This window comes from Bacillus sp. 1735sda2, assembly GCF_024159245.1.
Lineage (GTDB): Bacteria > Bacillota > Bacilli > Bacillales > Bacillaceae > Bacillus > Bacillus pumilus_O.
Map to the genome: position 1 here is coordinate 684,434 of NZ_JAMYWZ010000001.1, position 23,283 is coordinate 707,716.

17 protein-coding genes are annotated in these 23,283 nt (G+C 41.5%); 12 read left to right on the top strand and 5 right to left on the bottom strand.

Features of this window, described 5'->3' with window-relative positions:
- Nucleotides 1-10 precede the first annotated feature (10 nt).
- Both NKR21_RS03525 and NKR21_RS03530 read left to right on the top strand, forming a co-directional pair.
- Nucleotides 11-1,753, top strand: coding sequence for an adenine deaminase C-terminal domain-containing protein (locus tag NKR21_RS03525; protein ID WP_012009158.1), 1,743 nt, complete (start codon nucleotides 11-13; stop codon nucleotides 1,751-1,753).
- 549 nt (nucleotides 1,754-2,302) lie between these two features.
- Nucleotides 2,303-2,617, top strand: a complete 315-nt coding sequence (locus tag NKR21_RS03530) for a YerC/YecD family TrpR-related protein (protein WP_003214053.1) — start codon at nucleotides 2,303-2,305, stop codon at nucleotides 2,615-2,617.
- Nucleotides 2,618-2,916: 299 nt separating this feature from the next.
- Here the strand turns inward: NKR21_RS03530 and NKR21_RS03535 are convergent, their stop codons facing one another.
- A complete protein-coding gene (locus NKR21_RS03535; protein ID WP_144456727.1) occupies nucleotides 2,917-4,497 on the bottom strand; it encodes an FMN-binding glutamate synthase family protein in 1,581 nt (526 codons plus the stop codon).
- 139 nt (nucleotides 4,498-4,636) lie between these two features.
- On the opposite strand from NKR21_RS03535, the gene NKR21_RS03540 reads away from it, so the two are divergent.
- Nucleotides 4,637-4,867 carry a hypothetical protein gene (locus NKR21_RS03540; RefSeq protein WP_024426686.1) on the top strand — a complete coding sequence of 77 codons (231 nt, stop codon included), beginning with the start codon at nucleotides 4,637-4,639 and terminating at the stop codon, nucleotides 4,865-4,867.
- On the opposite strand, the gene NKR21_RS03545 is transcribed toward NKR21_RS03540, so the two are convergent.
- Nucleotides 4,848-5,261, bottom strand: a complete 414-nt coding sequence (locus NKR21_RS03545; protein ID WP_144456725.1) for a DUF2283 domain-containing protein — start codon at nucleotides 5,259-5,261, stop codon at nucleotides 4,848-4,850. The genes NKR21_RS03540 and NKR21_RS03545 overlap by 20 nt on opposite strands.
- Before the next feature lie 272 nt (nucleotides 5,262-5,533).
- Here NKR21_RS03545 and pcrB point away from each other — a divergent pair, with 272 nt between their 5' ends.
- From pcrB to NKR21_RS03570, 5 genes are all read left to right on the top strand, one after another.
- The gene (gene pcrB / locus NKR21_RS03550; protein ID WP_041816135.1) at nucleotides 5,534-6,226 is read left to right on the top strand and encodes a heptaprenylglyceryl phosphate synthase; all 693 of its coding nucleotides are present in this window, start codon (nucleotides 5,534-5,536) and stop codon (nucleotides 6,224-6,226) included.
- Between the two features lie 57 nt (nucleotides 6,227-6,283).
- Nucleotides 6,284-8,506 carry a DNA helicase PcrA gene (gene pcrA, locus NKR21_RS03555; protein WP_012009165.1) on the top strand — a complete coding sequence of 741 codons (2,223 nt, stop codon included), beginning with the start codon at nucleotides 6,284-6,286 and terminating at the stop codon, nucleotides 8,504-8,506.
- 44 nt (nucleotides 8,507-8,550) lie between these two features.
- Complete coding sequence (ligA, locus tag NKR21_RS03560; RefSeq protein WP_088001825.1) at nucleotides 8,551-10,557, top strand: NAD-dependent DNA ligase LigA; 2,007 nt, start codon at nucleotides 8,551-8,553, stop codon at nucleotides 10,555-10,557.
- A 15-nt stretch (nucleotides 10,558-10,572) separates the two neighbouring features.
- Nucleotides 10,573-11,760, top strand: a complete 1,188-nt coding sequence (locus NKR21_RS03565) for a CamS family sex pheromone protein (RefSeq protein ID WP_144456723.1) — start codon at nucleotides 10,573-10,575, stop codon at nucleotides 11,758-11,760.
- 128 nt (nucleotides 11,761-11,888) lie between these two features.
- Nucleotides 11,889-12,896: a phosphotransferase enzyme family protein gene (locus NKR21_RS03570; protein WP_144456721.1), complete on the top strand. Its 1,008-nt coding sequence runs from the start codon at nucleotides 11,889-11,891 to the stop codon at nucleotides 12,894-12,896.
- 37 nt (nucleotides 12,897-12,933) lie between these two features.
- On the opposite strand, the gene NKR21_RS03575 is transcribed toward NKR21_RS03570, so the two are convergent.
- Nucleotides 12,934-13,626 carry an MgtC/SapB family protein gene (locus tag NKR21_RS03575; RefSeq protein ID WP_012009182.1) on the bottom strand — a complete coding sequence of 231 codons (693 nt, stop codon included), beginning with the start codon at nucleotides 13,624-13,626 and terminating at the stop codon, nucleotides 12,934-12,936.
- Between the two features lie 163 nt (nucleotides 13,627-13,789).
- Complete coding sequence (gene putP / locus NKR21_RS03580) at nucleotides 13,790-15,271, bottom strand: sodium/proline symporter PutP (protein WP_012009183.1); 1,482 nt, start codon at nucleotides 15,269-15,271, stop codon at nucleotides 13,790-13,792.
- A 398-nt stretch (nucleotides 15,272-15,669) separates the two neighbouring features.
- Here putP and gatC point away from each other — a divergent pair, with 398 nt between their 5' ends.
- The 3 genes from gatC to gatB are packed head-to-tail and all read left to right on the top strand — an operon-like array spanning nucleotide 15,670 to nucleotide 18,876.
- The gene (gatC, locus tag NKR21_RS03585) at nucleotides 15,670-15,960 is read left to right on the top strand and encodes an Asp-tRNA(Asn)/Glu-tRNA(Gln) amidotransferase subunit GatC (protein ID WP_003213898.1); all 291 of its coding nucleotides are present in this window, start codon (nucleotides 15,670-15,672) and stop codon (nucleotides 15,958-15,960) included.
- A 14-nt stretch (nucleotides 15,961-15,974) separates the two neighbouring features.
- Nucleotides 15,975-17,432 (top strand): Asp-tRNA(Asn)/Glu-tRNA(Gln) amidotransferase subunit GatA, encoded by a 1,458-nt coding sequence (gatA, locus tag NKR21_RS03590; protein ID WP_044141558.1) that lies wholly within the window; start codon nucleotides 15,975-15,977, stop codon nucleotides 17,430-17,432.
- A 13-nt stretch (nucleotides 17,433-17,445) separates the two neighbouring features.
- Complete coding sequence (gene gatB, locus NKR21_RS03595) at nucleotides 17,446-18,876, top strand: Asp-tRNA(Asn)/Glu-tRNA(Gln) amidotransferase subunit GatB (protein WP_144456718.1); 1,431 nt, start codon at nucleotides 17,446-17,448, stop codon at nucleotides 18,874-18,876.
- A 182-nt stretch (nucleotides 18,877-19,058) separates the two neighbouring features.
- Here gatB and NKR21_RS03600 read toward each other — a convergent pair whose 3' ends face one another.
- On the bottom strand, nucleotides 19,059-19,904 hold the full coding sequence (locus tag NKR21_RS03600) for a TetR/AcrR family transcriptional regulator (protein WP_012009186.1): 846 nt from the start codon (nucleotides 19,902-19,904) through the stop codon (nucleotides 19,059-19,061).
- A 131-nt stretch (nucleotides 19,905-20,035) separates the two neighbouring features.
- Here NKR21_RS03600 and NKR21_RS03605 point away from each other — a divergent pair, with 131 nt between their 5' ends.
- Nucleotides 20,036-23,260: an efflux RND transporter permease subunit gene (locus NKR21_RS03605; RefSeq protein ID WP_144456716.1), complete on the top strand. Its 3,225-nt coding sequence runs from the start codon at nucleotides 20,036-20,038 to the stop codon at nucleotides 23,258-23,260.
- Nucleotides 23,261-23,283 lie beyond the last annotated feature (23 nt).

Sequence of the window (23,283 nt, forward strand, 5' to 3'; positions counted from 1 at the left end):
GAGTATGTGAATGTCCGAACGTACTTTTAATTGGAGAAACAATGACATCCGCACACAAATCGATGTAGTCGACTCAAAAATAGTTCCAACACTCCTTTTAACGAATGGACTCGTGCTAAACCCGTTTTTAAAACAATGGGTGAAAGCAAATATTTGGATACATGATGATCGAATTGTTTATGTCGGAGCAGAGCTTCCTCAAAATAAATCAGCTAAACGTGTGATTGATTGTGAAGGGAAATACATTGTGCCTGGGTATATAGAGCCTCACGCGCATCCGTTCCATATTTATAATCCCCAATCACTTGCAGAATATGTGTCTCAATTTGGCACAACCACGATGGTTAGTGATAACTTATTTCTTCTTTTGCAGAGCAATGAAAAGAAAGCGCTTTCCACTCTGTGTGAATTAAAACAGCAGCCATTTCAGTATTTCTGGTGGTCTAGATACGATCTTCAAACCGAAGTCAGATATGAAGATGAGATGCTTCCTATCAACTATCGCAAGGAATGGATTGATCATCCAGATGTCCTTCAAGGCGGCGAATTAACAAGCTGGCCAAGATTGATGGACGGAGATGATCTCATTTTATATTGCATGCAAGAAACGAAGAAGCAGCGGAAACGAATTGAAGGGCATTTCCCTGGCGCTTCTGAGAAAACGCTAACAAAAATGAAGCTGTTTGGCGCGGACAGCGATCATGAAGCGATGAATGCAGACGATGTGCTCAAACGCTTGTCCCTTGGCTACCATGTCTCACTTCGTCATTCTTCCATCCGCCCAGATTTAGTGAACATTTTAAGAGAGTTGCATGAGCGTGATTTTAGACACTATGATCACTTTTTCTATACAACAGACGGAGCAGCGCCTCATTTTTATGAGGAGGGTATGATTAATCGTTTGATTGCAATTGCCCTTGAAGAAGGCGTGCCTATCATCGATGCATACAATATGGCGACCTTTAACATTGCGAAATACTATCAAATTGATGACTTATTAGGTGTTGTCGGTCCAGGACGTCTGGCTTCTTTGAATGTGTTAGATGATCCAATGAATCCAAATCCTGAAACGGTCATATCTAAAGGAGTCATCCTCAAATTAGATGGAGAGAACCAGCATCAATTTCAAGAAACAAAATGGGAAAATGGCGGGCTTGTTCCATTAGATCTAGGCTATGATCTGACGACGAGTGATTTGCAATTTTCCATGCCACTAGGTGTCAAAATGAGAAATGCTGTCATCATGGAGCCTTATACAGTGGAGATTGATAACTCTGTGAATCAGCTGTCATGTGATCATGATCAAAGTTTCTTTAGCCTGATTGACCGAAAAGGTGAGTGGCGTGTAAACACGATGCTCAAAGGGTTTGCAAACAAAGTGCAAGGGTTTGTCAGCTCGTTTTCACTCACGGGTGACATTTTAGTGATCGGGAAAAATAAAGAAGATATGATGCTTGCACATAAGCGAATGAAAGAAATTGGCGGGGGGATCGTCCTCACAGAGAACGGGGAAATTTTGCACGAAATCCCGCTGCAACTATCAGGCTGTGCCTCTGCTGAACCGTTCGAGACAGTCCTTCAGCAAATACAAACCTTGCGAGAGCTGCTCATTGAGAGAGGCTATCCATTTGATTGCCCAATTGATACACTTGTCTTTTTCCAAAGTACACATTTGCCGTATATTCGAGTGACACCAAGAGGAATATTTGATGTCATGAAAAAAACTGTACTCTTTCCGTCTATAATGCGTTAAAATATAACAGAGTGGAGCTGTATCATCTTTGCTAGATTTCTGACCGCTGTTATAGGGCAGACGTGAGCAATGGATCTCTTCGCTGCCATGTAGGTGAAAATGCTTATGTGGAGTTGTTGAAGCAGAGGGCTTTGACATGACGAGTGAAATGCCCTAATGAAAAAATGAATCTGTCGGTTACGCTGGCCGACCAACATATTTTGAATAATTGAGTGAGGCGGGGCGCATGTTTGTGGTCTCGCTGAGCTTTTCGTACAACCTGTATTTTTAGGGAAGCCCTAATGAAGTAGAAGTGATCTGGATATCGGAAGCAAACAAGTTTGTCAGATTGTCGAACAAGGAAAATGACAGAACTTGTCGAATTTGTATACGATAAAGAAGCTTCGGCTTACGAAAGAACTGACGGCATTTCCAGCGTATAAACAAACCTGTCATGATTCGTTCAAAGCTCATTGCTGAGGTTGAAAAAAATTAGTCAGGAAAGATACCGCTTTCTCCGCAGAATGTCGTGCGAAGCGGTGCCAAAAGTAAAGGAGAAGATGTATAAAGATGCAAATTGATAAATTAAGGGGCAAAAGCTTAGATCAGTTATTCAACTCCATCTTATCCCTTAAAGACCTGGAAGAATGCTATCGATTCTTTGATGATTTGTGTACCATCAATGAAATTCAATCTTTATCACAGCGTCTTGAAGTAGCACGTATGCTTCGCGAGGGAAACACGTATCATAAAATTGAGACGGAGACAGGTGCAAGCACTGCAACCATCTCACGAGTCAAACGCTGCTTGAACTACGGAAACGATGCCTATACAATGGCACTTGACCGCGTAGCAGAACAGCAGGCAAATGACGAAACAAAATAAAACAGCTTTCACTGTAAACAATTCTTTTCGACAAGAATTGTTTACAGTTTTTTTATGAAATGAGAAAACAAACAAGGACTGGCTGAAAGAAGCGAGTCCTGTTTTTTATTTTAGCTCGCCTATAAACCATCTTTCTCCTTTCTTGTCACCATCTCATTCGTCTTCCGTCTCATCCTGCGAACCTTTTTCTCTCGTATCTTCCAACTCTCCACTTCATGGTCATTTGTCTAAGTTCTTTATACGCGATTGAGCCAAAATGTCAATCGAAAAAAAGGTGCATAAACGCACCTTTTCTCAAACTAGACAGACGGCTGTGTTCCTGAAAAAATAGGGACTTCACTTGTCTGACCATTTTCTTGTCTGTAGACAATATGTTTCTCATTAAAATGAATGGGAGATTCAATTCCTGCGGCTGCGGATAAGTTAAACAAACCTTCTCTTAGAGAAAGGATATAATTGCAGACTCGGTATTTCTTTTCTTCAATGGATAAACCCTTTTGCAGCTTTGGATCAGTAGTGGCGACCCCGACTGGGCATTTATTCGTGTGACACACTTGGGCGCGAATACAGCCGACTGAAAACATGAGTCCCCGTGCAATATTGACAAAGTCAGCACCCATGGAAAGGGCAATCGCAATTTTATCAGGTGAGAGAAGTTTGCCAGAAGCAAAGAGTTTTACCTGATCTCTGACACCGTATTCCTTCAATATTTGATGAACCATTGGGAGTGCCGTGAAAATCGGCAGCCCTGCGGAATCTGCCAATTCATGAAAGGACGCACCAGTGCCGCCTTCTCCGCCATCCACTGTAATGAAATCAGGATGCTTTCCGCTTTTTTTCATGTACGCTGCAAGTTCCTCAATGTTTTCTTTATGTCCGACCACAAGCTTGATGCCGACAGGCTTTCCGCCTATACTTCGCAACTGTTCAATGAAATCAAACATATCAGGAATGGAGTGGAACATCTCAAATCGATTTGGGCTGTCAATGGATTGGTGGGGCGGCAATTTACGGATGTTTGCAATTTCTTCGGTGACCTTTTCACCGTCAATATGTCCGCCGCGTGTTTTAGCTCCTTGAGCCAGCTTCAGCTCAAAGGCTTTGACTTCCTCGTGCTCGCTTTTTTTCTTAAACTCTTCAAAGGAAAAGGCGCCATCCTCTGTTCTCACGCCAAATAGACCGGGCCCAATCTGGCATATAATATCGGCTCCGCCTTTGAGGTGATAGGGAGAAAGCCCGCCTTCACCTGTGTTCATCCACGTACCGCCAGCCATCTTTAATCCTGAGGATAGTGCTGTAATGGCCCTGTCGCCTAAAGATCCGTAGCTCATGGCAGACTGTCCAATCAGGCCTTTCACACGGAAAGGCTTTTGACATGTGTGCTCACCAATCACTTGTACATCGTCTTGATGGAGATAGTAAGGTTTTGCTTCGACCTCTTTGGTATGTTCACTTCTTCTCAGTAAATTGTCTTGATCGATCTGATACACTTTTGTTTGGATTTTTTCAGATTGATCGATGCGTAACTCATCTCGCTGTTTTGGAAATAGGACGTTGCGAATGTAATAGCCAGGCTTGTCAAAATCACGTTTTGATCCAAAGCCCATCGTCCGGCTTTTGTACTTCCCAGACATGACAGCTTGCTCGTATTCTCTTCTTGAGAAAGGAAGCTCCTCCCGATCATTTAGAAACAGATATTGGCGAAGCTCAGGTCCGATTTTTTCAAAAATAAACCGTAGCTTTCCAATGACCGGATAATTTCGTAGGACAGAATGCTCTTCCTGTTTTTCATCTCGCATCCAAATCCAGATGAATAAAATGATTGGTATGATGAAAAAAATCACTAATAGTGCGCCAATGACAATGAAAGTTGTTGTCACGAAAATCCCCTCTTTTCTCTATCGTTGCTGTTGTTATTCCACTTTTCATTGAAAGAGAAACCACTTCAACAGATTGTGACGTTTAGAAATGAAAAGGCGGGGTAACTTACAAATAAGATCATAAGGGGAGGGAACATACATGAATAAGCGTCCGAATGCGTATGTACTTGCAGGATTAGGGGTTGGTGGTGCAGTGTTATTAGCAGTGAAAAATAAACAGCATCTCAAAAAATGGGCAAGCATGTTCCGCTCAGATGAAAAGATTCCTGAAAAAGCTGGACACCCTGATCCATTAGATATTCAAGACAACAAGATGGTCGATGAAGGGGCCATGACATCCGTCCATTATTTCAATGAAGCGAGACAATAGTTTGGAAAAACCGTTTTGACCATTCAAAACGGTTTTTTCTTGTCTTTTTTTTGATGGTATATCGAAGAGGATCGACAATCGTAAAACCGATCAACCCTTCGTGATCAGGCGTCGAGAAAAGAAATTCAATGCCTGATAAATGATAGGTTGAGAGAACTTCCTGATCTGTAAAACGTAACGAAAGCTCATCCTCATAAACGGGTGCATGCTTCAAAACATTGGTTTCTTCTGCAAATAACTCCAAACCAGCTACTCGGCCCTCTTTGTCAATATCTACGTTCACACATTCATTTACATCTAATTCAATGGTTTCTTTGATTGTCCCAATTCCCACAGGCAGGAGATAGATGTATCCGATGTCGATCGTTTGATCATATGTGATGGCTCTTTTCAAGTGGATCACCTGCTTTATGTATGGTTTTTTGATCAATAGTAAAATGTCCCTTTATTGTATAATAACATGTGGTGATACAAAACTTTCCTATCAATGAACGGTCAAAGATCAACCCTCTCAGCTCCTAGATATTTTCAGCATTCTAACTTAAAGTCACGAACACCATTTTCAAAAGAATGAAACTTTTAGCTGAAGGAGGTTACCCATTTTTTGCGGTCACTGATTTTGTTATAATATTTAAATGGAATGAAACGAATGGAGGAACGTTTTTCATGTATGATGTTACCGAGTGGAAGCATGTCTTTAAACTCGATCCAAATAAAGAAATATCCGATGAACAGCTGGAGGCGATTTGCGAATCTGGTACGGATGCGATATTGATTGGCGGCAGTGACAATGTGACAGAGGACAACGTGCTTCAATTGATGTCAAAGGTCCGCCGGTTTCTTGTGCCATGTGTGCTTGAAATCTCAACACATGAAATGATTGTGCCGGGCTTTGATCTGTATTTCATTCCGACCGTCTTAAACAGCTCTCATCCTGATTGGATTGTTGGGCTTCACAAGGACGCGATGAAGGAATTCGGTGATTTGATGTCAATGGAAGAGATCGTGCCTGAAGGCTATGTGATTTTAAATGAAGAATGTAAAGCGGCCAAGCTTACAGAAGCAAATACAGCACTGGACATCGATGACGTAAGAGCATATGCAAGAGTGGCAGAGCATTTGATGAAGCTGCCCATTTTTTATCTAGAATACAGCGGAACGCTTGGAGATATAGAGCTAGTGAAAGAAACGAAAGCTGTGCTTTCTGATACGGTTCTTTTTTATGGCGGGGGCATTGAAAACGCAAAACAGGCAGAAGATTTTGCGCAGCATGCGGACGTGGTTGTTGTAGGAAACGTCATTTATGACAATTTCAAAGAAGCATTAAAGACAGTGAGCGCAGTCAAAAAATCATCATAGTCAAACAAGATGAAACGGGTTAAAATAGAACATAAGTTCGAATTGGCGGTGAATGGAATGAATGAAATATCGAATCATCTATTAGAAGGGCTGAATGACGCACAGAAAGAAGCGGTCAAAGCAACTGACGGTCCGCTACTCTTGATGGCAGGAGCAGGAAGCGGAAAGACACGGGTGCTCACACATCGAATTGCTTATTTAATGGCAGAAAAGCATGTGGCTCCGTGGAACATTTTAGCGATTACGTTTACAAATAAAGCAGCACGTGAAATGCGTGAGCGTGTACAAGCCATTTTAGGGCCTGGTGCGGATGATATATGGATCTCTACGTTCCACAGCATGTGTGTGCGCATTTTACGACGTGATATTGACCGTATTGGTGTGAATCGCAACTTCTCTATATTAGACACATCTGATCAGCTTTCAGTCATTAAAAACATTTTAAAAGAACGAAATATCGATCCTAAAAAGTTTGATCCACGTAGCATTTTAGGTTCAATCAGTAGTGCAAAAAACGAACTCATTGACGCAGAGGAATACGCCAAAACAGCTGGTGATTTCTATGATCAAGTGGTCAGCGATGTCTACACAGATTATCAAAAACGATTACTCAAGAACCAATCACTCGATTTTGATGATCTTATTATGATGACGATTCGTCTGTTTGAGCGCATCCCTGAAGTATTAGAACATTATCAGCGAAAATTCCAATACATTCATGTCGATGAGTATCAGGATACAAACAGAGCGCAGTACATGCTTGTGAAACTGCTCGCTCAACGTTTTCAAAATATATGTGTTGTCGGTGACTCGGATCAGTCCATCTATCGCTGGCGCGGAGCGGATATTACAAACATTCTCTCCTTTGAAAAAGATTATCCGTCCAGTGAAGTGATTTTGCTTGAGCAAAATTATAGATCGACTAAACGTATTTTGAATGCTGCAAACACAGTGATTCAAAACAATTCAAACCGTAAGCCGAAAAATCTTTGGACAGAAAATGATGAAGGAGCGAAGATTGCTTATTACCGTGCAGATAATGAATTCGGTGAAGGACAATTTGTTGCTGGAAAGATTCATCAGCTTCATCAGAGCGGCAAGCGTAAATTATCCGATTTTGCGATTCTTTATCGGACCAATGCCCAGTCTCGTGTCATAGAGGAAACATTATTAAAGTCAAACATTCAATACAACATTGTCGGCGGCACGAAGTTCTATGACAGAAAAGAGATCAAGGACATTTTGGCGTACTTACGTCTAGTAGCTAACCCAGATGACGACATTAGCTTTGCAAGAATCGTTAACGTACCAAAGCGCGGAATCGGTGCAACTTCTGTTGATAAAATTGCGGCATATGCCGAGATGAATGATCTGTCTATGTTTGAAGCACTTGCTCAGGTAGATTTCATTGGACTCAGTGCAAGGGCAGCCAATGCGCTTGATGAATTTAAACAGCTCATTGATCAAATGACCAATATGCAGGATTATTTATCTGTCACAGAACTAACAGAAGAAATTCTAGAGAAAACAGGCTATCGTGAAGCACTAAAGGTTGAAAAAACGATTGAAGCACAAAGTCGTCTAGAAAATATTGACGAGTTTCTCTCTGTGACTAAGAACTTTGAAGAACAAAATGAAGACAAGTCCCTTGTGACTTTCCTGACAGACCTTGCCCTTGTCGCAGACATCGATAAGCTGGATGAAAATGAGGAAGAAGATCAGGATGCGGTCATTTTAATGACGCTTCACGCCGCAAAAGGTCTAGAATTCCCCGTTGTCTTCTTAATGGGCATGGAGGAAGGTGTCTTCCCGCACAGCCGTTCATTAATGGAAGATGCGGAGATGGAAGAAGAGCGCCGCCTTGCTTATGTAGGCATCACACGTGCGGAAGAAGAGCTTTATTTATCAAGTGCCAAGATGAGAACACTCTTCGGCCGGACAAACATGAACCTTGAATCAAGATTCATTCGAGAAATACCAGCCGATTTATTGGACAACCTAAATGAGAAAAAAGAAACCAAAACACCATTTGGCCAAACAAGAGAACGACCGCAAAGACGGGGACCTGTCTCACGTCCGCAAACTCAAACCATTCAAAACACAGGCGGCGGAAGTATTGGCTGGGCTGTGGGCGATAAAGCTGCTCATAAAAAATGGGGCGTTGGAACGGTTGTCAGTGTAAAAGGCAGTGGAGACAGTACAGAGCTTGATATTGCCTTCCCAAGCCCTACAGGCATTAAGCGTCTTCTCGCAGCATTTGCGCCAATTGAGAAGCAATAAACTGGTAGAACTTATAAAACGGATGAATTGAAAGGAAGAAGCAGATGGATAAAGAAGCAGCGAAACGCCGGATCGAGGAACTGCACGAGATTTTGAACCAATACAACTACGAATATCATACACTGGATCGTCCAAGTGTTCCTGACGCTGAATATGATGCGCGAATGCGTGAGCTGATCTCTTTAGAGGAAGAGCACCCTGATTTAAAAGCAGCGGACTCTCCCTCACAAAGAGTAGGAGGCGCTGTGTTAGACGCCTTCCAAAAAGTGCGTCATGGCACACCGATGCTCAGCCTTGGGAATGCGTTTAATGAACAGGACCTTCTTGATTTTGACCGCCGGGTTCGTCAAGCAGTCGGTGACGATATCGCATACAATGTCGAGCTGAAAATTGATGGACTCGCTGTTTCTCTCCGTTATGAAAATGGCGTGTTTGTTCGAGGTGCTACTCGTGGAGATGGGACAACGGGTGAGGATATTACTGAAAACCTCAAAACCATTCGTTCGATCCCACTCAAAATCAAACGTCCTTTGTCTATTGAAGTGAGAGGCGAGGCATTTATGCCAAAACCTTCTTTTGAAGCATTAAACGAAAAAAGATTACAAAACGAAGAAGAGCCGTTTGCGAACCCGCGTAATGCGGCCGCCGGCTCACTTCGTCAGCTTGATACAAAAATTGCGGCGAAACGAAACCTTGATATCTTCGTCTACAGTATAGCGGAGCTTGATGAAATTGGTGTTGAATCGCAAAGCGAAGGACTCGATCTTCTCGATGAACTTGGCTTTAAAACGAACAAAGAAAGACGGACGTGCCAAACGATTGAGGAAGTGATCGAGCTCATTGAAACACTGAAAACGAAGCGTGCTGATTTTTCATATGAAATCGATGGAATTGTGATCAAAGTCGATTCGTTAGCTCAGCAAGAAGAGCTAGGCTTTACAGCTAAAAGTCCCCGCTGGGCTGTTGCGTACAAGTTTCCAGCTGAAGAGGTCGTGACAAAGCTACTTGATATTGAGCTAAGTGTCGGGCGTACAGGTGTCATCACACCAACGGCGATCCTGGAGCCTGTCAAAGTAGCAGGAACGACAGTACAACGAGCGTCTCTTCATAATGAAGATTTGATCAAAGAAAAGGATATTCGCCTTTTTGATCAAGTGATTGTGAAAAAAGCGGGAGATATTATTCCAGAAGTCGCAGGTGTACTGATCGATCAGCGTACAGGAGAAGAAAAGCCGTTTCACATGCCGACGGAATGCCCAGAGTGTCATAGTGAGCTGGTGAGAATCGAAGGTGAAGTGGCTTTACGCTGCATCAATCCAGAATGCCCTGCCCAAATACGTGAGGGACTCATTCACTTTGTTTCCCGCAATGCAATGAACATTGATGGGCTTGGCGAGCGGGTCATTACACAGCTTTTCAAAGAACAGCTTGTCTCTCGTGTGTCCGATCTTTACCGATTAACGAAAGAAGAACTCATTCAACTTGAGCGAATGGGCGAAAAATCTGTCGACAATTTACTGCGTTCGATTGAGCAATCGAAAGAAAACTCTCTAGAGCGTTTATTATTTGGACTCGGTATACGATTTATTGGCTCCAAAGCGGCAAAGACCTTGGCGATGCATTTCGGTGATATCGATCAATTAAAGCAAGCGACGAAAGAACAATTACTCGAAGTTGATGAAATCGGTGAAAAAATGGCTGATGCTGTTGTCACGTACTTTGAAAAAGAAGAAATTCTCAATCTGCTAAATGAACTAAAAGAGCTTGGGGTCAATATGACCTATACAGGACCAAAACCGGTGAAGGTTGAAGAAAGTGATTCCTATTTTGCAGGCAAAACCATTGTGCTGACAGGGAAATTAGAAGAAATGGCACGAAACGATGCAAAAGCAGCGATCGAAGCATTAGGTGGTAAACTGGCAGGTAGTGTGAGTAAGAAAACAGATTTAGTCATTGCCGGAGAAGCAGCGGGAAGTAAGCTGACAAAGGCAGAAGAACTTAATATTGAAATTTGGGACGAAGCTAAAATGCTCGAGGAGCTAAAGAAATAAGAGGAGTGTTTTCTATTGAAAAAGTTGTTATTGCTGCTGACAATGCTCACACTGGTATTGTCAGCGTGTGCACCTTTTGGGGGAAAGGAAGACGAAGAGGTCACACAAAAAACGGATGAAACGAAAGAAACAGCCATCATCCCGATGTACAATATCTCTGACTCTTATTACAAAATGGTGCTGCCGTTTAAACAAGGGGCTGCAAGAGGATTAACAGCAGAGCGTCTCAACACACGCTTGGACATCGATGAATTTGAAACAGGGCTCATGCGTCTCGCAACAGAGTCATTTAATACAAACGATTACCTTTTCCAAGAAGGACAGCATTTAGATGAGGACACCGTTCTAGGCTGGCTGGCGCGCAAAAAAACAGGCAGTGATTTGAAAAAGGCAGAAAAAGAAGATAAGGACTTTAAGAATCTAGGCTTAAATCCTGCTCTTCCGAACTCAGGTTCAACAAAGTCTAAAAATGAAAATAGTCCAATTTACTTAGCTTCGATGCTAGAGCATAATTACTTAATTCGAAAAGATAAAAATAGCTTACAGCTTGGCGGGGTTGTCATTGGACTTGCGCTGAACTCTGTTTATTATTACCGTGAAAATATCGGTGATCCTCAGCAAGAAGTAACGATCGATTCTTCGAAAAATTCAAAGAAACTACTGTCAGAAGGCGAAAAAATTGCTGAACAAGTGATCAAACGAATTCGTCAAATGGATGGATTGCAAAAAGTACCTGTCATGATTGCCCTTTATAAGCAAGCACCAAAATCATCGATCGTGCCAGGAAACTTTATTGCTAAAACAGATGTGAAAGCAGGCTCAGCTGATATCGGCAATTGGGATACGATCAAAGAGGAGAATGTCTTCTTCCCTTCAGATAATGCGAAAGGCAACTACAAAGATGATTCCGAGCGATTTGACCGCTTCAAAACAAAAGTTGAAGACTATTTCCCGAATTACACGGGTGTCGTAGGAAAAGGCTTTTACAAAGACGGCAACCTGCAAAAAATGAAAGTCGAAATTCCAATGCAGTTCTACGGAAAAACGGAAGTCGTAGCTTTCACGCAATATTTAACAGGTGAAGTAATGGATTACTATAAGAGTACCAATATCGAAATTAACATCACATCTTCAGATCAACAAGAAGCCTTGATCACGAAAAATGCTGAAGACAAAGAACCAACCGTCCATATATATGACTAAATAAAAGGATTTTCTAAACATTTGTCAAAGTAGAAGTAGACTCCAAAAGGAAAGGCTGGTATGTTGATGCTCGTATAATGCTGATTACCGTCGTGAATATTTAAAAAGACGATAAAAGGAGAATCAGCATGCATAAAGAAGTAAAAGCACGTTATGATGAACAGAAAGTCTTAAAGAAAGCGGCTCACTTGTATGACTTTCAGCTAGACCAAGTCACATTTCTAGCCGATGCAGAAAATTATGTGTATGAATATAAGGCAATGAATGGGGAGAATTATATACTAAAAATTACTCATACCATTCGCCGATCTCCCACATATATTTTAGGAGAAATGGACTGGCTTCGGTACCTATCTCACCATGGGATATCTGTAGCAAAGCCGATTTCATCAGCAAGAGGAAAAGATGTTGAAACCATTCCTGATCAAGCTGGAGGCGCTTTTTTACTTCGTGTGTATGAAAAAGCACCGGGTAGAAAAGTGAATGAAGGAGATTGGAATGGCAAGCTGTTTGAAGCGTTAGGTGCCTATACAGGGCGCATGCATCAAACAACAAAACAATATCAGGTGAAAGATCCTCGCTATAAGCGCCAAGAATGGTATGAAGAGGAACAATTAAAGCTTGATAAATATATTCCTTCTGATCAAACGGTTGTGTTGCAGAGAAAAGATGAACTGATGCAAAAGCTTCACCAGCTCCGAATCTCTAAGGATGTCTATGGGTTGGTGCATGCCGATTTACATCACGGAAACTTTCATTATCATCAAGGAGAAATTATTGCATTTGATTTTGATGATATTGGGTATCACTGGTTTATCAATGATATTAGTATTTTGCTATACAATGTTCTATGGTATCCGGTGATTCCATATGAGGATAAAGCCGAATTTACTGCTGAATTTATGAGTCATTTTCTAAAAGGCTATCGACAGGAGAATGAGCTTGATGACGCGTGGCTGGCAACAATACCTGATTTTCTTATGCTGCGTCATATGCTTATTTATGGGCTTTTACATCAAGCATTTGATCTCCAAACAATGTCTTCTGACGAAAAGGCTATGCTGACATGTTTTCGAAAGGAAATTGAACAAAAAACACCAATTACACCTTTTGATTTTTATCAGCTTGCCCGATAAAAAACCTCCCCTGCTGTACAAACAGCAAGGGGTTTTTTTATACCGTATCACACTTGACGCCAACGACGCCTTCTAGATCTTTAATATCAAAATACACATCAGTTGTATAGCGATCTTTATGCACGCGTACGCGTACTTCCATAATCGGGTAGTTCTTTTCTGTTAAATCATCAATACGAACAGAATGAATGCGAATATTGAGGGCTTTCATTTCTTTTAAGATATCCGTCATACGGTTTCGATCAGAAAGAGACATTCTGATGCGGATTTCTTTTTCCTGTAAGCGAATCGGTCCAATCCGCTGGAAGAGCCACGGTAGAAATTCGACACTAATCAGAATAAAGAAAAGACTGAGGAAGGCTTCTTTATAAAATCCTGCCCCTGTTGCAACCCCAAGTCCTGCTGCTCCCCAGATCATCGCAGAAGTCGTGAGACCTGAGATGACATCATTGCTTTTTCGCAGAATCACACCTGCTCCAATAAAACCAACACCAGATATAATTTGCGCCGGTAACCTGAGTGGGTCCATTTGAAGCCTAGAGACTCGAGGGAAATTGTAGGCTGCATCAATGCTGATGATGGTTAACACGCAGGAGCTGACAGCAATGACAATACACGTTTTTAAGCCGAGCGGCTTTTTCTTCAGCTCTCGTTCGAGCCCAATAATCAAACCGATTAAGGTGGCTACGGCTAACTTTAAGACTGTATCCCATTCAATCGTCCAAAACATGCGTATCGCTCCTTCACTTCATGTACGTTTCACAACATGTATATGATCCTCTCACAGCCCATATGGCTGCACAACTTCTATTTTATTCAGAAATGGGAGAAAGAAAAGCATTTTATTTAAAAAAGAGAGTCATCCACTTAACGCAGATGACCCCTCATGTTCTTTATTTTGTTTCTTCTTCAAGATGATTTTCCATTTTGGTAAACAGCTTTTTAGAAGCTTTAGATGGTTTATTGGTCAAGAGGCTGACAATGATGGCAGTCAAACCACTTAAAATAAATCCTGGAACCATTTCGTACAAGCCAGTTGTATTATTCAAGCCGGTTGAAATCCATGTTAAGACAACAACTGCCCCAACAACCATTCCTGCTAGTGCACCGTGATGGTTCATTCGCTTCCAATATAGGCATAGAAGGATGACTGGACCAAATGAAGATCCAAAGCCTGCCCAAGCATAACCAACAAGATCAAGAATGGTATCACTTGGATTAAGTGAAAGACAAAGCGCGATAATGGCAACGACCAATACAGACATACGTCCAATCATCACTAGTTCTTTGTCTGACGCTTTTCTTCTAAAGAAAGTCCGGTATAAATCCTCTGTCATTGCACTTGCAGTCACAAGCAGCTGTGACGAAATCGAACTCATAATCGCAGCTAAAATAGCAGAGAGTAAAAATCCAGTAATATACGGATGGAATAACACCTTAGAAAACACGATAAAAATGGTTTCTGGGTCAGCTAAAGTAGTACTAGTCTCATGTACATAAGCGACACCGACTAATCCAACAGATAATGAACCAATAACAGACACAATCATCCAGCTCATACCGATACGACGTGCTGGTTTTAAATCTTTTACAGTCGTAATGGCCATGAATCGAACAATAATGTGCGGCTGTCCAAAGTAACCAAGGCCCCATGCTAAGAAGGAAATAATGCCAATGACGCTCGTTCCTCTGAATATATCAAGCAATTTTGGATCAATTTGTTGAATATCTTGATATGTGGCAATTGGGCCACCTAATTGAGTAAAGGCAACGATCGGCACGAGCACTAATGCTAAAAACATAATAGCTCCTTGAACAAAATCAGTTAAGCTAACTGCCAAAAAGCCGCCGAATAAAGTGTATAAGATCACGATACTAGAGGTTAAAATTAAACCAAACATATAATTGGCACCAAACGCAGATTCGAATAAACGACCGCCAGATACCATACCTGATGAGGTGTACAGTGTAAAGAAAATCATAATAATAACAGCTGAGACAGCTTTTAATAAAGTAGAAGAATCTTTAAATCGTTTGTCAAAAAAGTCTGGAATGGTGATCGCATCATCAGCAACCTCAGTATACGATCGTAAGCGCGGAGCTAAAAATAGATAATTCAAGTAAGCACCACTAATCAAACCAACAGCAAGCCATCCTGACGAAAGCCCTGTTGTATACATCGCACCTGGAAGTCCCATGAGCATCCAGCCACTCATATCTGAAGCACCAGCAGATAGAGCTGTCACGTAAGGACCCAGCCCGCGTCCGCCCAACATATAATCATTCAAGTCATTTGTTTTTCTAAATGCATACCAGCCAATGGCCAGCATTCCAATAAAATAAATAGATAGAGAAATTCCAATCTCAATACTCATGTTTCCATATCACCTTTTTCGTATTAATTTGACATCACCTCATTCAAAATATACAAGAACATCCAATTCGTCTGGCTGCTCACTGCTATGGTTACTTAACCTATCAGAGTATTCCCTGCTGATCAACCTTCTTAAACCTCTTTCTTACGTAAAAAAATGCGTAAATGATTGATGAGAATCTATATGTAAGCGCTACCAAAAACATTTAAAAGAAAAAATTTTCTGATAAATATTTAATCTCTGATACAAATTATTTTCACACTTTCTGGTTTGGGGTGAATGGCTACCTTCTCAAGCCTGTGTAAAGTTGCTTTAGAACAGTAAAATTTGATATGATAAAGTGTATATGACTTATGATCATGACCACGAACACGTATCATTTTTGGAGGTGAACCTGCATGTCTAGAATTTCAATAGAAGAAGTAAAGCACGTGGCGCATTTGGCACGGCTTGCAATTACAGAAGAAGAAGCTGAGATGTTTACAGAACAGCTTGATAGCATCATTTCATTTGCAGAGCAGTTAAACGAGGTAGATACGGAAAACGTTGAACCAACAACACACGTATTAAAAATGAAAAACGTCATGAGAGAAGATGTTCCGAATAAAGGTCTTTCCATTGAGGCAGTTATCAAAAACGCGCCTGATCATAAAGACGGCTATATTCGTGTGCCATCAATTTTGGACTAAAGGAGGCCTGAGGCATGTCACTGTTTGATCACAAAATTTCTGAATTAAAAGAGCTTTTACATAAAAAGGAACTGTCTGTTTCTGATTTAGTGGACGAGTCTTATAAACGAATCAATGAAGTAGACGGGAAAGTACAAGCATTCCTTGCACTGGACGAAGAGAAAGCTCGTGCGTATGCAAAGGAATTGGACGAGGCAGTTGGTGAAAAGGACGAGCTTGGTCTATTGTTTGGTATGCCAATCGGTGTGAAAGATAACATCGTCACAAAGGACTTACGTACAACTGCATCAAGTAAAATCCTGCAAAACTTTGATCCAATTTATGATGCTACGGTTGTCAATCGTTTAAGAGATGCGGAAGCAGTCACAATCGGTAAATTAAATATGGACGAATTTGCAATGGGATCTTCTACAGAAAACTCAGGCTACAAAGCAACGAAAAACCCTTGGAATTTAAACACTGTTCCAGGTGGATCAAGTGGCGGCTCAGCAGCTTCAGTTGCAGCAGGTGAAGTACCATTTTCACTCGGATCAGATACGGGTGGTTCGATTCGCCAGCCGGCATCATTCTGCGGCGTTGTAGGTCTGAAACCAACGTATGGCCGTGTATCTCGATATGGCTTAATCGCATTTGCTTCTTCATTAGATCAAATCGGGCCGATTACGCGTAACGTAGAGGACAACGCATATGTTCTTCAAGCGATTGCTGGTGTAGATCAAATGGATGCAACGAGTGCTAATGTCGACGTCCCAGATTTTCTTTCTTCATTAACTGGAGACATCAAAGGCATGAAAATTGCTGTGCCAAAAGAATACCTTGGAGAAGGCGTTGGTGAGGAAGCAAAAGAGTCTGTTCTTCAAGCGTTAAAAGTATTAGAAGGACTTGGTGCAACTTGGGAAGAAGTGTCTCTTCCGCATTCTAAATACGCGCTTGCGACTTACTACTTGCTGTCTTCTTCAGAAGCATCTGCAAACCTTGCGCGTTTTGACGGCATTCGTTATGGCTACCGTACAGATAATGCAGAAAACCTAATTGATTTATATAAAAATACTCGTTCTGAAGGCTTTGGAAACGAAGTGAAACGCCGCATCATGCTTGGCACATTCGCTCTTAGCTCAGGTTATTATGATGCATACTATAAAAAGGCGCAAAAAGTCCGTACATTGATCAAAAAAGACTTCGAAGATGTTTTTGAAAAGTATGATGTCATTGTAGGACCAACAACACCAACTCCTGCGTTTAAGATTGGTGAAAAGACAAGCGACCCACTAACGATGTACGCGAACGATATTTTAACGATCCCTGTGAACCTTGCAGGCGTTCCAGGAATCAGTGTGCCTTGTGGATTTGCAAACGGTCTTCCGTTAGGACTGCAAATCATTGGCAAGCACTTTGATGAAGGAACGGTTTACCGCGTGGCTCACGCTTTCGAGCAAGCAACAGATCATCATAAAGCAAAACCTGAACTGTAAGGGGTGAATCAGAATGAACTTTGAAACGGTAATTGGACTTGAAGTCCACGTTGAGCTAAAAACACAATCAAAAATTTTCTCCAGCTCGCCGACACCTTTTGGTGCAGCTGCCAACACGCAAACAAGTGTCATCGACCTTGGATATCCTGGCGTACTGCCTGTGTTGAACAAAGAAGCGGTGAACTTTGCAATGAAAGCAGCAATGGCGCTAAACTGCGAGATCGCAACAGATACAAAATTTGACCGTAAAAACTACTTCTATCCTGATAACCCAAAGGCGTATCAAATTTCTCAATTTGATAAACCGATCGGTGAAAATGGCTGGATTGAAATTGAAGTAGAAGGCAAAACGAAACGAATAGGTATTACGCGTCTCCATTTGGAAGAGGATGCAGGTAAACTGACGCATACAGGCGACGGATATTCACTTGTCGATTTCAACCGTCAAGGCACACCGCTTGTTGAAATCGTATCTGAGCCAGACATTCGCACACCAGAAGAAGCATATGCGTACTTAGAAAAACTAAAATCCATTATTCAATATACAGGCGTATCTGACTGTAAGATGGAAGAAGGCTCACTGCGCTGTGATGCCAACATTTCACTTCGTCCGATCGGTCGTGAAGAGTTTGGAACGAAAACAGAGCTCAAGAACTTGAACTCATTTGCTTTCGTACAAAAAGGTCTTGAATTCGAAGAGAAACGTCAAGAGCAAGTATTGCTTTCTGGCGGCTTAATCGAACAAGAAACGCGCCGCTATGATGAAGCGTCTAAAAAGACGATTCTGATGCGTGTCAAAGAAGGTTCTGATGATTACCGCTATTTCCCAGAACCAGATTTAGTGGAGCTGTACATTGATGACGAGTGGAAAGAACGTGTAAGAGCGTCGATCCCAGAGCTTCCAGACGAGCGCCGCAAACGTTACATTGATGATCTAGGGCTTCCTGCATATGATGCGATGGTGCTGACACTGACAAAAGAAATGTCTGATTTCTTTGAAGCAACCATTACAGAAGGTGCAGAAGCGAAGCAAGCTTCAAACTGGCTAATGGGCGAAGTATCTGCTTACTTAAACTCAGCTCAAAAAGAGCTGGAAGATACAAAGCTAACGCCGCAAGGCCTGGCTGGCATGATCAAGCTCATCGAAAAAGGAACGATTTCTTCTAAGATTGCCAAAAAAGTATTTAAAGAGCTGATTGAAAATGGGGGAGACGCAGAAACAATCGTCAAAGAAAAAGGACTTGTCCAAATTTCTGACGAAGGTGCTCTGCTCAAACTTGTGACAGAAGCACTTGATAACAACCCGCAATCTATCGAAGACTTTAAAAATGGAAAAGACCGCGCGATTGGTTTCTTAGTCGGACAAATCATGAAAGCATCGAAGGGACAAGCAAACCCGCCGATGGTCAACAAGATTCTCCTAGAAGAAATCAAAAAACGCTAATTAGCAAAAAACCGCCTCATGAGAAGAGGCGTTTTTTTTATTTGAACTGACAGGGTCTTATCATAGATTCAGACCACCGCCGTATATCAATTCGGAGATTCTTTTCTTATAATGAAGCATAAGCGAAAGTGCACATTCGAAGGGGGATAAAGGGGAACGAACCGGAAAAACAGCGCGTAAAATTATGAAAGAAACAGCTTCAATTGTTCGACTACTCTTATGACAGCAGGGTCCTCACACTTTTCTAAATTCGTCAGCATCCCTTGAATGACTGGCTTACGAGGCTCAGCTTTCGCCAGTTCTTCTTCAATGACTTCAATGGATACAAGAGTATCATCAGAAAGCAAATGCTCAAGCTTTAACAAACGAAGCTCCTCTTGAAGGGAAGTAGCACTCGGCGCATCATCATCCCAAATGGTTGGCTTTAAAATAGGTTTCGTCTGAGAGCGAAGCATCCCTTGAACCAAATCATCAAACCGTTCGAGTATAAAGGAAGAGAGCTCATCAAATGATAATTGCATCTGATCTTGTAAAAGCAGCACCTGCACATACGATTGGATGATTCCTTGAATCATGACTGACAGGTCAGTTATATATGGTTCGATCTCCTGTCCATAAGTAGTCAAGATGGAAATCTGGATTTCTTCATTCATTTGTTTTTTCACAGTTTTTGAATACTTTTTAATTTGCTGGTTTTCTGGAATAATGTTCTCGCTGAGGATCAAAATGATAAAATCCTTGTTTTCAGCAAAATGCTGAAACTGTTCAGCGATTTGCTTCTGGAAGATCTCTCTCGGCGCGAGATGCTGATTCTCTTTTCGAATCGTTTCAATACTTTGCATGGACGTGTCGATATAATATTCAAAGGCGCGATTGAAAAGCTGCTCTTTTGATTTGAAATGTAAATAAAATGCGCCTTTTGATATTCCGCACTCATCTGCAATTTCCTGAATGGTCGTAGAAGAAAAACCCTTTTTCGCAAACAACTGGATGCTTGTTTTAATGATTTTTTCTTTTTTTTCGTTCATGAAATAAGGCCCCTTCAGCTTTAGAATGTTACGTCAAACGCAAGTGAAATGGTTGACGGCATTGTATATCACCGTTTATTATGATATAGAATGACCAGTCAGTCAATACATAAAGGAAAATGGAGGACATAATGAATTCGATCATCAATTTTGTATTAAAGAATAAGTTCGCTGTATGGCTCATGACGATTATCGTAACAGTTGCTGGTCTATATGCTGGATTGAATATGAAACAAGAATCAATCCCGAATATCAACACTCCAGTCATTACGGTTTCTACAACGTATCCTGGCGCAACGCCGGACGAAGTATCAGATAAGGTGACCAACCCGATTGAGAAGTCTATTCAAAACCTCAACGGAGTCAATGTTGTCACATCCAATTCATTTGAAAATGCCTCATCTATTCAAATCGAGTACGATTACAATAAAGACATGGATGAAGCAAAGAAGGAAATTGAAGATGCGATTAGCAATATCAATTTTCCGGAAAATGCAGAAAAACCAAAAATCGCACGCTTTAGCATTAACGCAATTCCAATCTTAGCAATCAGTGTCTCTGGTGATAAAGAATCATTAGAAGACCTTACACAGAAAGTAGAAAACGACCTTGTTCCTTCCATTGAAGGATTAGACGGTGTCTCTTCTGTCGAAGCTTCAGGACAGCAAATAAAAGAAGTAGAATTTTCTTTTAAACAAAAGAAATTGAAAGAATACGGTTTAGATGAAGAAACTGTTCAAAACATGATCAAAGGCTCTGATGTCAATGTACCATTAGGTCTATACACATTTGGCAACAAACAAAAATCAGTTGTTGTGGACGGCAATATCTTAAGCGTCAAAGATTTGAAAAACATGCGAATCCCTGTCACACCAAGTGCAAGCGGCGGTGTGGGAAGCGCTGGAGCTGGAGCACCATCTAGCGGCGCTGAAAACCCAGGTGCGCAAGGTTCGGAGCAGCAGGCTGGTAATGCAAGTCAGCAACAGGAAGCAGCTCAGCAGCAACCTGGTGGAGGGGCAGCAAGCGCTCAATCTGTAGAACTGCCAACGATCAAGCTTTCTGACATTGCGGATATTAAAGTAGTAAAAGAGGCAGAATCGATTTCTAGAACGAATGGAAAAGACAGCATCGGTCTGCAAATTGTCAAAGGTTCTGATGCCAACACTGTGAGTGTGGCAGAAGAAGTGACGAAAGAGCTTGAGAAATTCAAAAAAGACAACAAAGGAATCAAAGTCAGCACGACATATGATCAAGCAGAGCCGATTAAAGAATCTGTCAGCACAATGTTGAACAAGGCGATCATCGGAGCAATCTTTGCGATCATTATCATTATGTTGTTCCTTCGAGATATCAAATCAACATTAATTTCGGTCATCTCGATTCCGTTATCCCTGTTGATTGCTGTTTTATTATTAAATCAGCTTGATATCACATTAAATATCATGACACTTGGTGCCATGACGGTCGCCATTGGGCGTGTGGTCGATGACTCAATTGTGGTCATAGAAAATATCTATCGACGAATGGCGTTAAAGGATGAACCGTTAAAAGGCAAAGCACTCGTCAGAGAAGCCACAAAAGAAATGTTTATCCCGATTATGTCTTCGACGATTGTCACCATTGCGGTATTCTTACCATTAGCATTAGTAGGTGGAATGATTGGTGAACTATTCATCCCATTTGCGCTAACGATTGTGTTTGCTCTACTTGCTTCACTGCTTGTTGCCATTACGATTGTTCCAATGATGGCACACAGTCTATTTAAAAAGAACCTGTATGGCACAGCGAAAAAAGTGAAAGAGCATAAACCAAGTAAGCTTGCCGGCGGTTATAGACGTGTACTCAACTGGACGTTGAACCATAAATGGATCACATCAGGAATTGCCATCCTTATGCTTGTCGGAAGCTTATTCTTAGCACCACTAGTCGGTGTCAGCTTCTTACCACAGCAAGCCGAGAAGACGGCGATGGTCACATATACACCTGAGCCGGGACAAACGAGAGAACAAGCAATCGATGAAACGAAAAAAGCAGAAGAATATTTGATCAAACGTGACCATGTCAATACTGTTCAATATTCACTAGGTTCTTCAAATCCTATGACAGCAAGTGTAGGGGGCAACTCTAACGGTGCGTTATTCTTCGTACAATATGATGATGACACGCCAAACTTTGATAAAGAAAAAGATAAAGTAACGAAAGCCCTGCAAGACAAAACGTCTAAAGGGGAATGGAAATCACAAGACTTCTCGTCTGCTGGCGCAAGCAATACCGTAACGTACTACGTCTACGGTGACAAAGTAAGCGATATTGAAGGCACAGTAAAAGATGTCGAGAACATCTTAAAAGATGAGAAAAACTTAAAAAATGTCAGCACAAGCTTATCTGAGAAATACGACGAATATACGTTTAATGCAGATCAAGAAAAACTGGCGAAGCTAGGTTTAACTGCTTCACAAATCGCTCAAGCAATTGCTCCTCAAAATAGTGAAACAACACTAACGAAAGTAACAGAGGACGGCAAAGAACTTGATGTGAAGCTTCAAACCGAAAAAGACGAATATAAGAGCAAAAAAGATTTAGAAAATAAAAAAATCACAACTCCTACAGGACAAGAAGTCCGAATTGGTGATGTCGTAAAAGTAAAAGACGGTACGACAGCTAATACAGTGACCAAACGTGATGGAAAAATCTACGCAGAAGTGTCTGGTGACATGACAACAGACAACGTCTCGAGTGTAACGCAGGATGTTCAGAAGAAAGTCGACAAGCTTGATGTGAAATCTGGCGTAACGATTGACACAGGCGGCGTAAGTGCGGATATTGAGGAGTCCTTTACACAGCTTGGTCTTGCAATGCTTGCAGCAATTGCCATTGTGTACCTCGTTCTCGTCATCACATTTGGCGGAGGTCTTGCACCATTTGCGATTCTATTCTCACTACCATTTACGGTAATTGGTGCACTTGTCGGACTGTTTATAGCAAAAGAAACCATCAGCTTAAATGCCATGATAGGATTGCTTATGCTGATCGGAATCGTTGTGACAAATGCCATTGTCTTCATTGACCGCGTCATTCATAAAGAAAACGAAGGCCTTTCAACAAGAGAAGCATTACTGGAAGCTGGTACAACAAGATTACGACCAATCTTAATGACGGCACTTGCAACGATTGGTGCACTTCTGCCACTTGCATTAGGATTTGAAGGCGGAAGCCAGATCGTATCAAAAGGACTTGGCGTCACCGTCATTGGCGGTTTAACAAGTTCTACACTTCTCACATTGGTCATTGTTCCAATCGTGTATGAAATTTTAAGTAAGTTCAGACGTAAGAAAAAGTACGCTGAAGAAGAATAAGAGGAAGCCCCGTTTATTGGCGG

What these genes read in the sequence shown, in the direction of transcription:
- NKR21_RS03525 (WP_012009158.1), top strand. Translation starts at nt 11, where the DNA reads ATGTCCGAACGTACTTTTAATTGGAGAAACAATGACATCCGCACACAA.
- NKR21_RS03530 (WP_003214053.1), top strand. Translation starts at nt 2,303, where the DNA reads ATGCAAATTGATAAATTAAGGGGCAAAAGCTTAGATCAGTTATTCAAC.
- NKR21_RS03540 (WP_024426686.1), top strand. Translation starts at nt 4,637, where the DNA reads ATGAATAAGCGTCCGAATGCGTATGTACTTGCAGGATTAGGGGTTGGT.
- pcrB (WP_041816135.1), top strand. Translation starts at nt 5,534, where the DNA reads ATGTATGATGTTACCGAGTGGAAGCATGTCTTTAAACTCGATCCAAAT.
- pcrA (WP_012009165.1), top strand. Translation starts at nt 6,284, where the DNA reads ATGAATGAAATATCGAATCATCTATTAGAAGGGCTGAATGACGCACAG.
- ligA (WP_088001825.1), top strand. Translation starts at nt 8,551, where the DNA reads ATGGATAAAGAAGCAGCGAAACGCCGGATCGAGGAACTGCACGAGATT.
- NKR21_RS03570 (WP_144456721.1), top strand. Translation starts at nt 11,889, where the DNA reads ATGCATAAAGAAGTAAAAGCACGTTATGATGAACAGAAAGTCTTAAAG.
- NKR21_RS03575 (WP_012009182.1), bottom strand. Translation starts at nt 13,626, where the DNA reads ATGTTTTGGACGATTGAATGGGATACAGTCTTAAAGTTAGCCGTAGCC.
- putP (WP_012009183.1), bottom strand. Translation starts at nt 15,271, where the DNA reads ATGAGTATTGAGATTGGAATTTCTCTATCTATTTATTTTATTGGAATG.
- gatC (WP_003213898.1), top strand. Translation starts at nt 15,670, where the DNA reads ATGTCTAGAATTTCAATAGAAGAAGTAAAGCACGTGGCGCATTTGGCA.
- gatA (WP_044141558.1), top strand. Translation starts at nt 15,975, where the DNA reads ATGTCACTGTTTGATCACAAAATTTCTGAATTAAAAGAGCTTTTACAT.
- gatB (WP_144456718.1), top strand. Translation starts at nt 17,446, where the DNA reads ATGAACTTTGAAACGGTAATTGGACTTGAAGTCCACGTTGAGCTAAAA.
- NKR21_RS03600 (WP_012009186.1), bottom strand. Translation starts at nt 19,904, where the DNA reads ATGAACGAAAAAAAAGAAAAAATCATTAAAACAAGCATCCAGTTGTTT.
- NKR21_RS03605 (WP_144456716.1), top strand. Translation starts at nt 20,036, where the DNA reads ATGAATTCGATCATCAATTTTGTATTAAAGAATAAGTTCGCTGTATGG.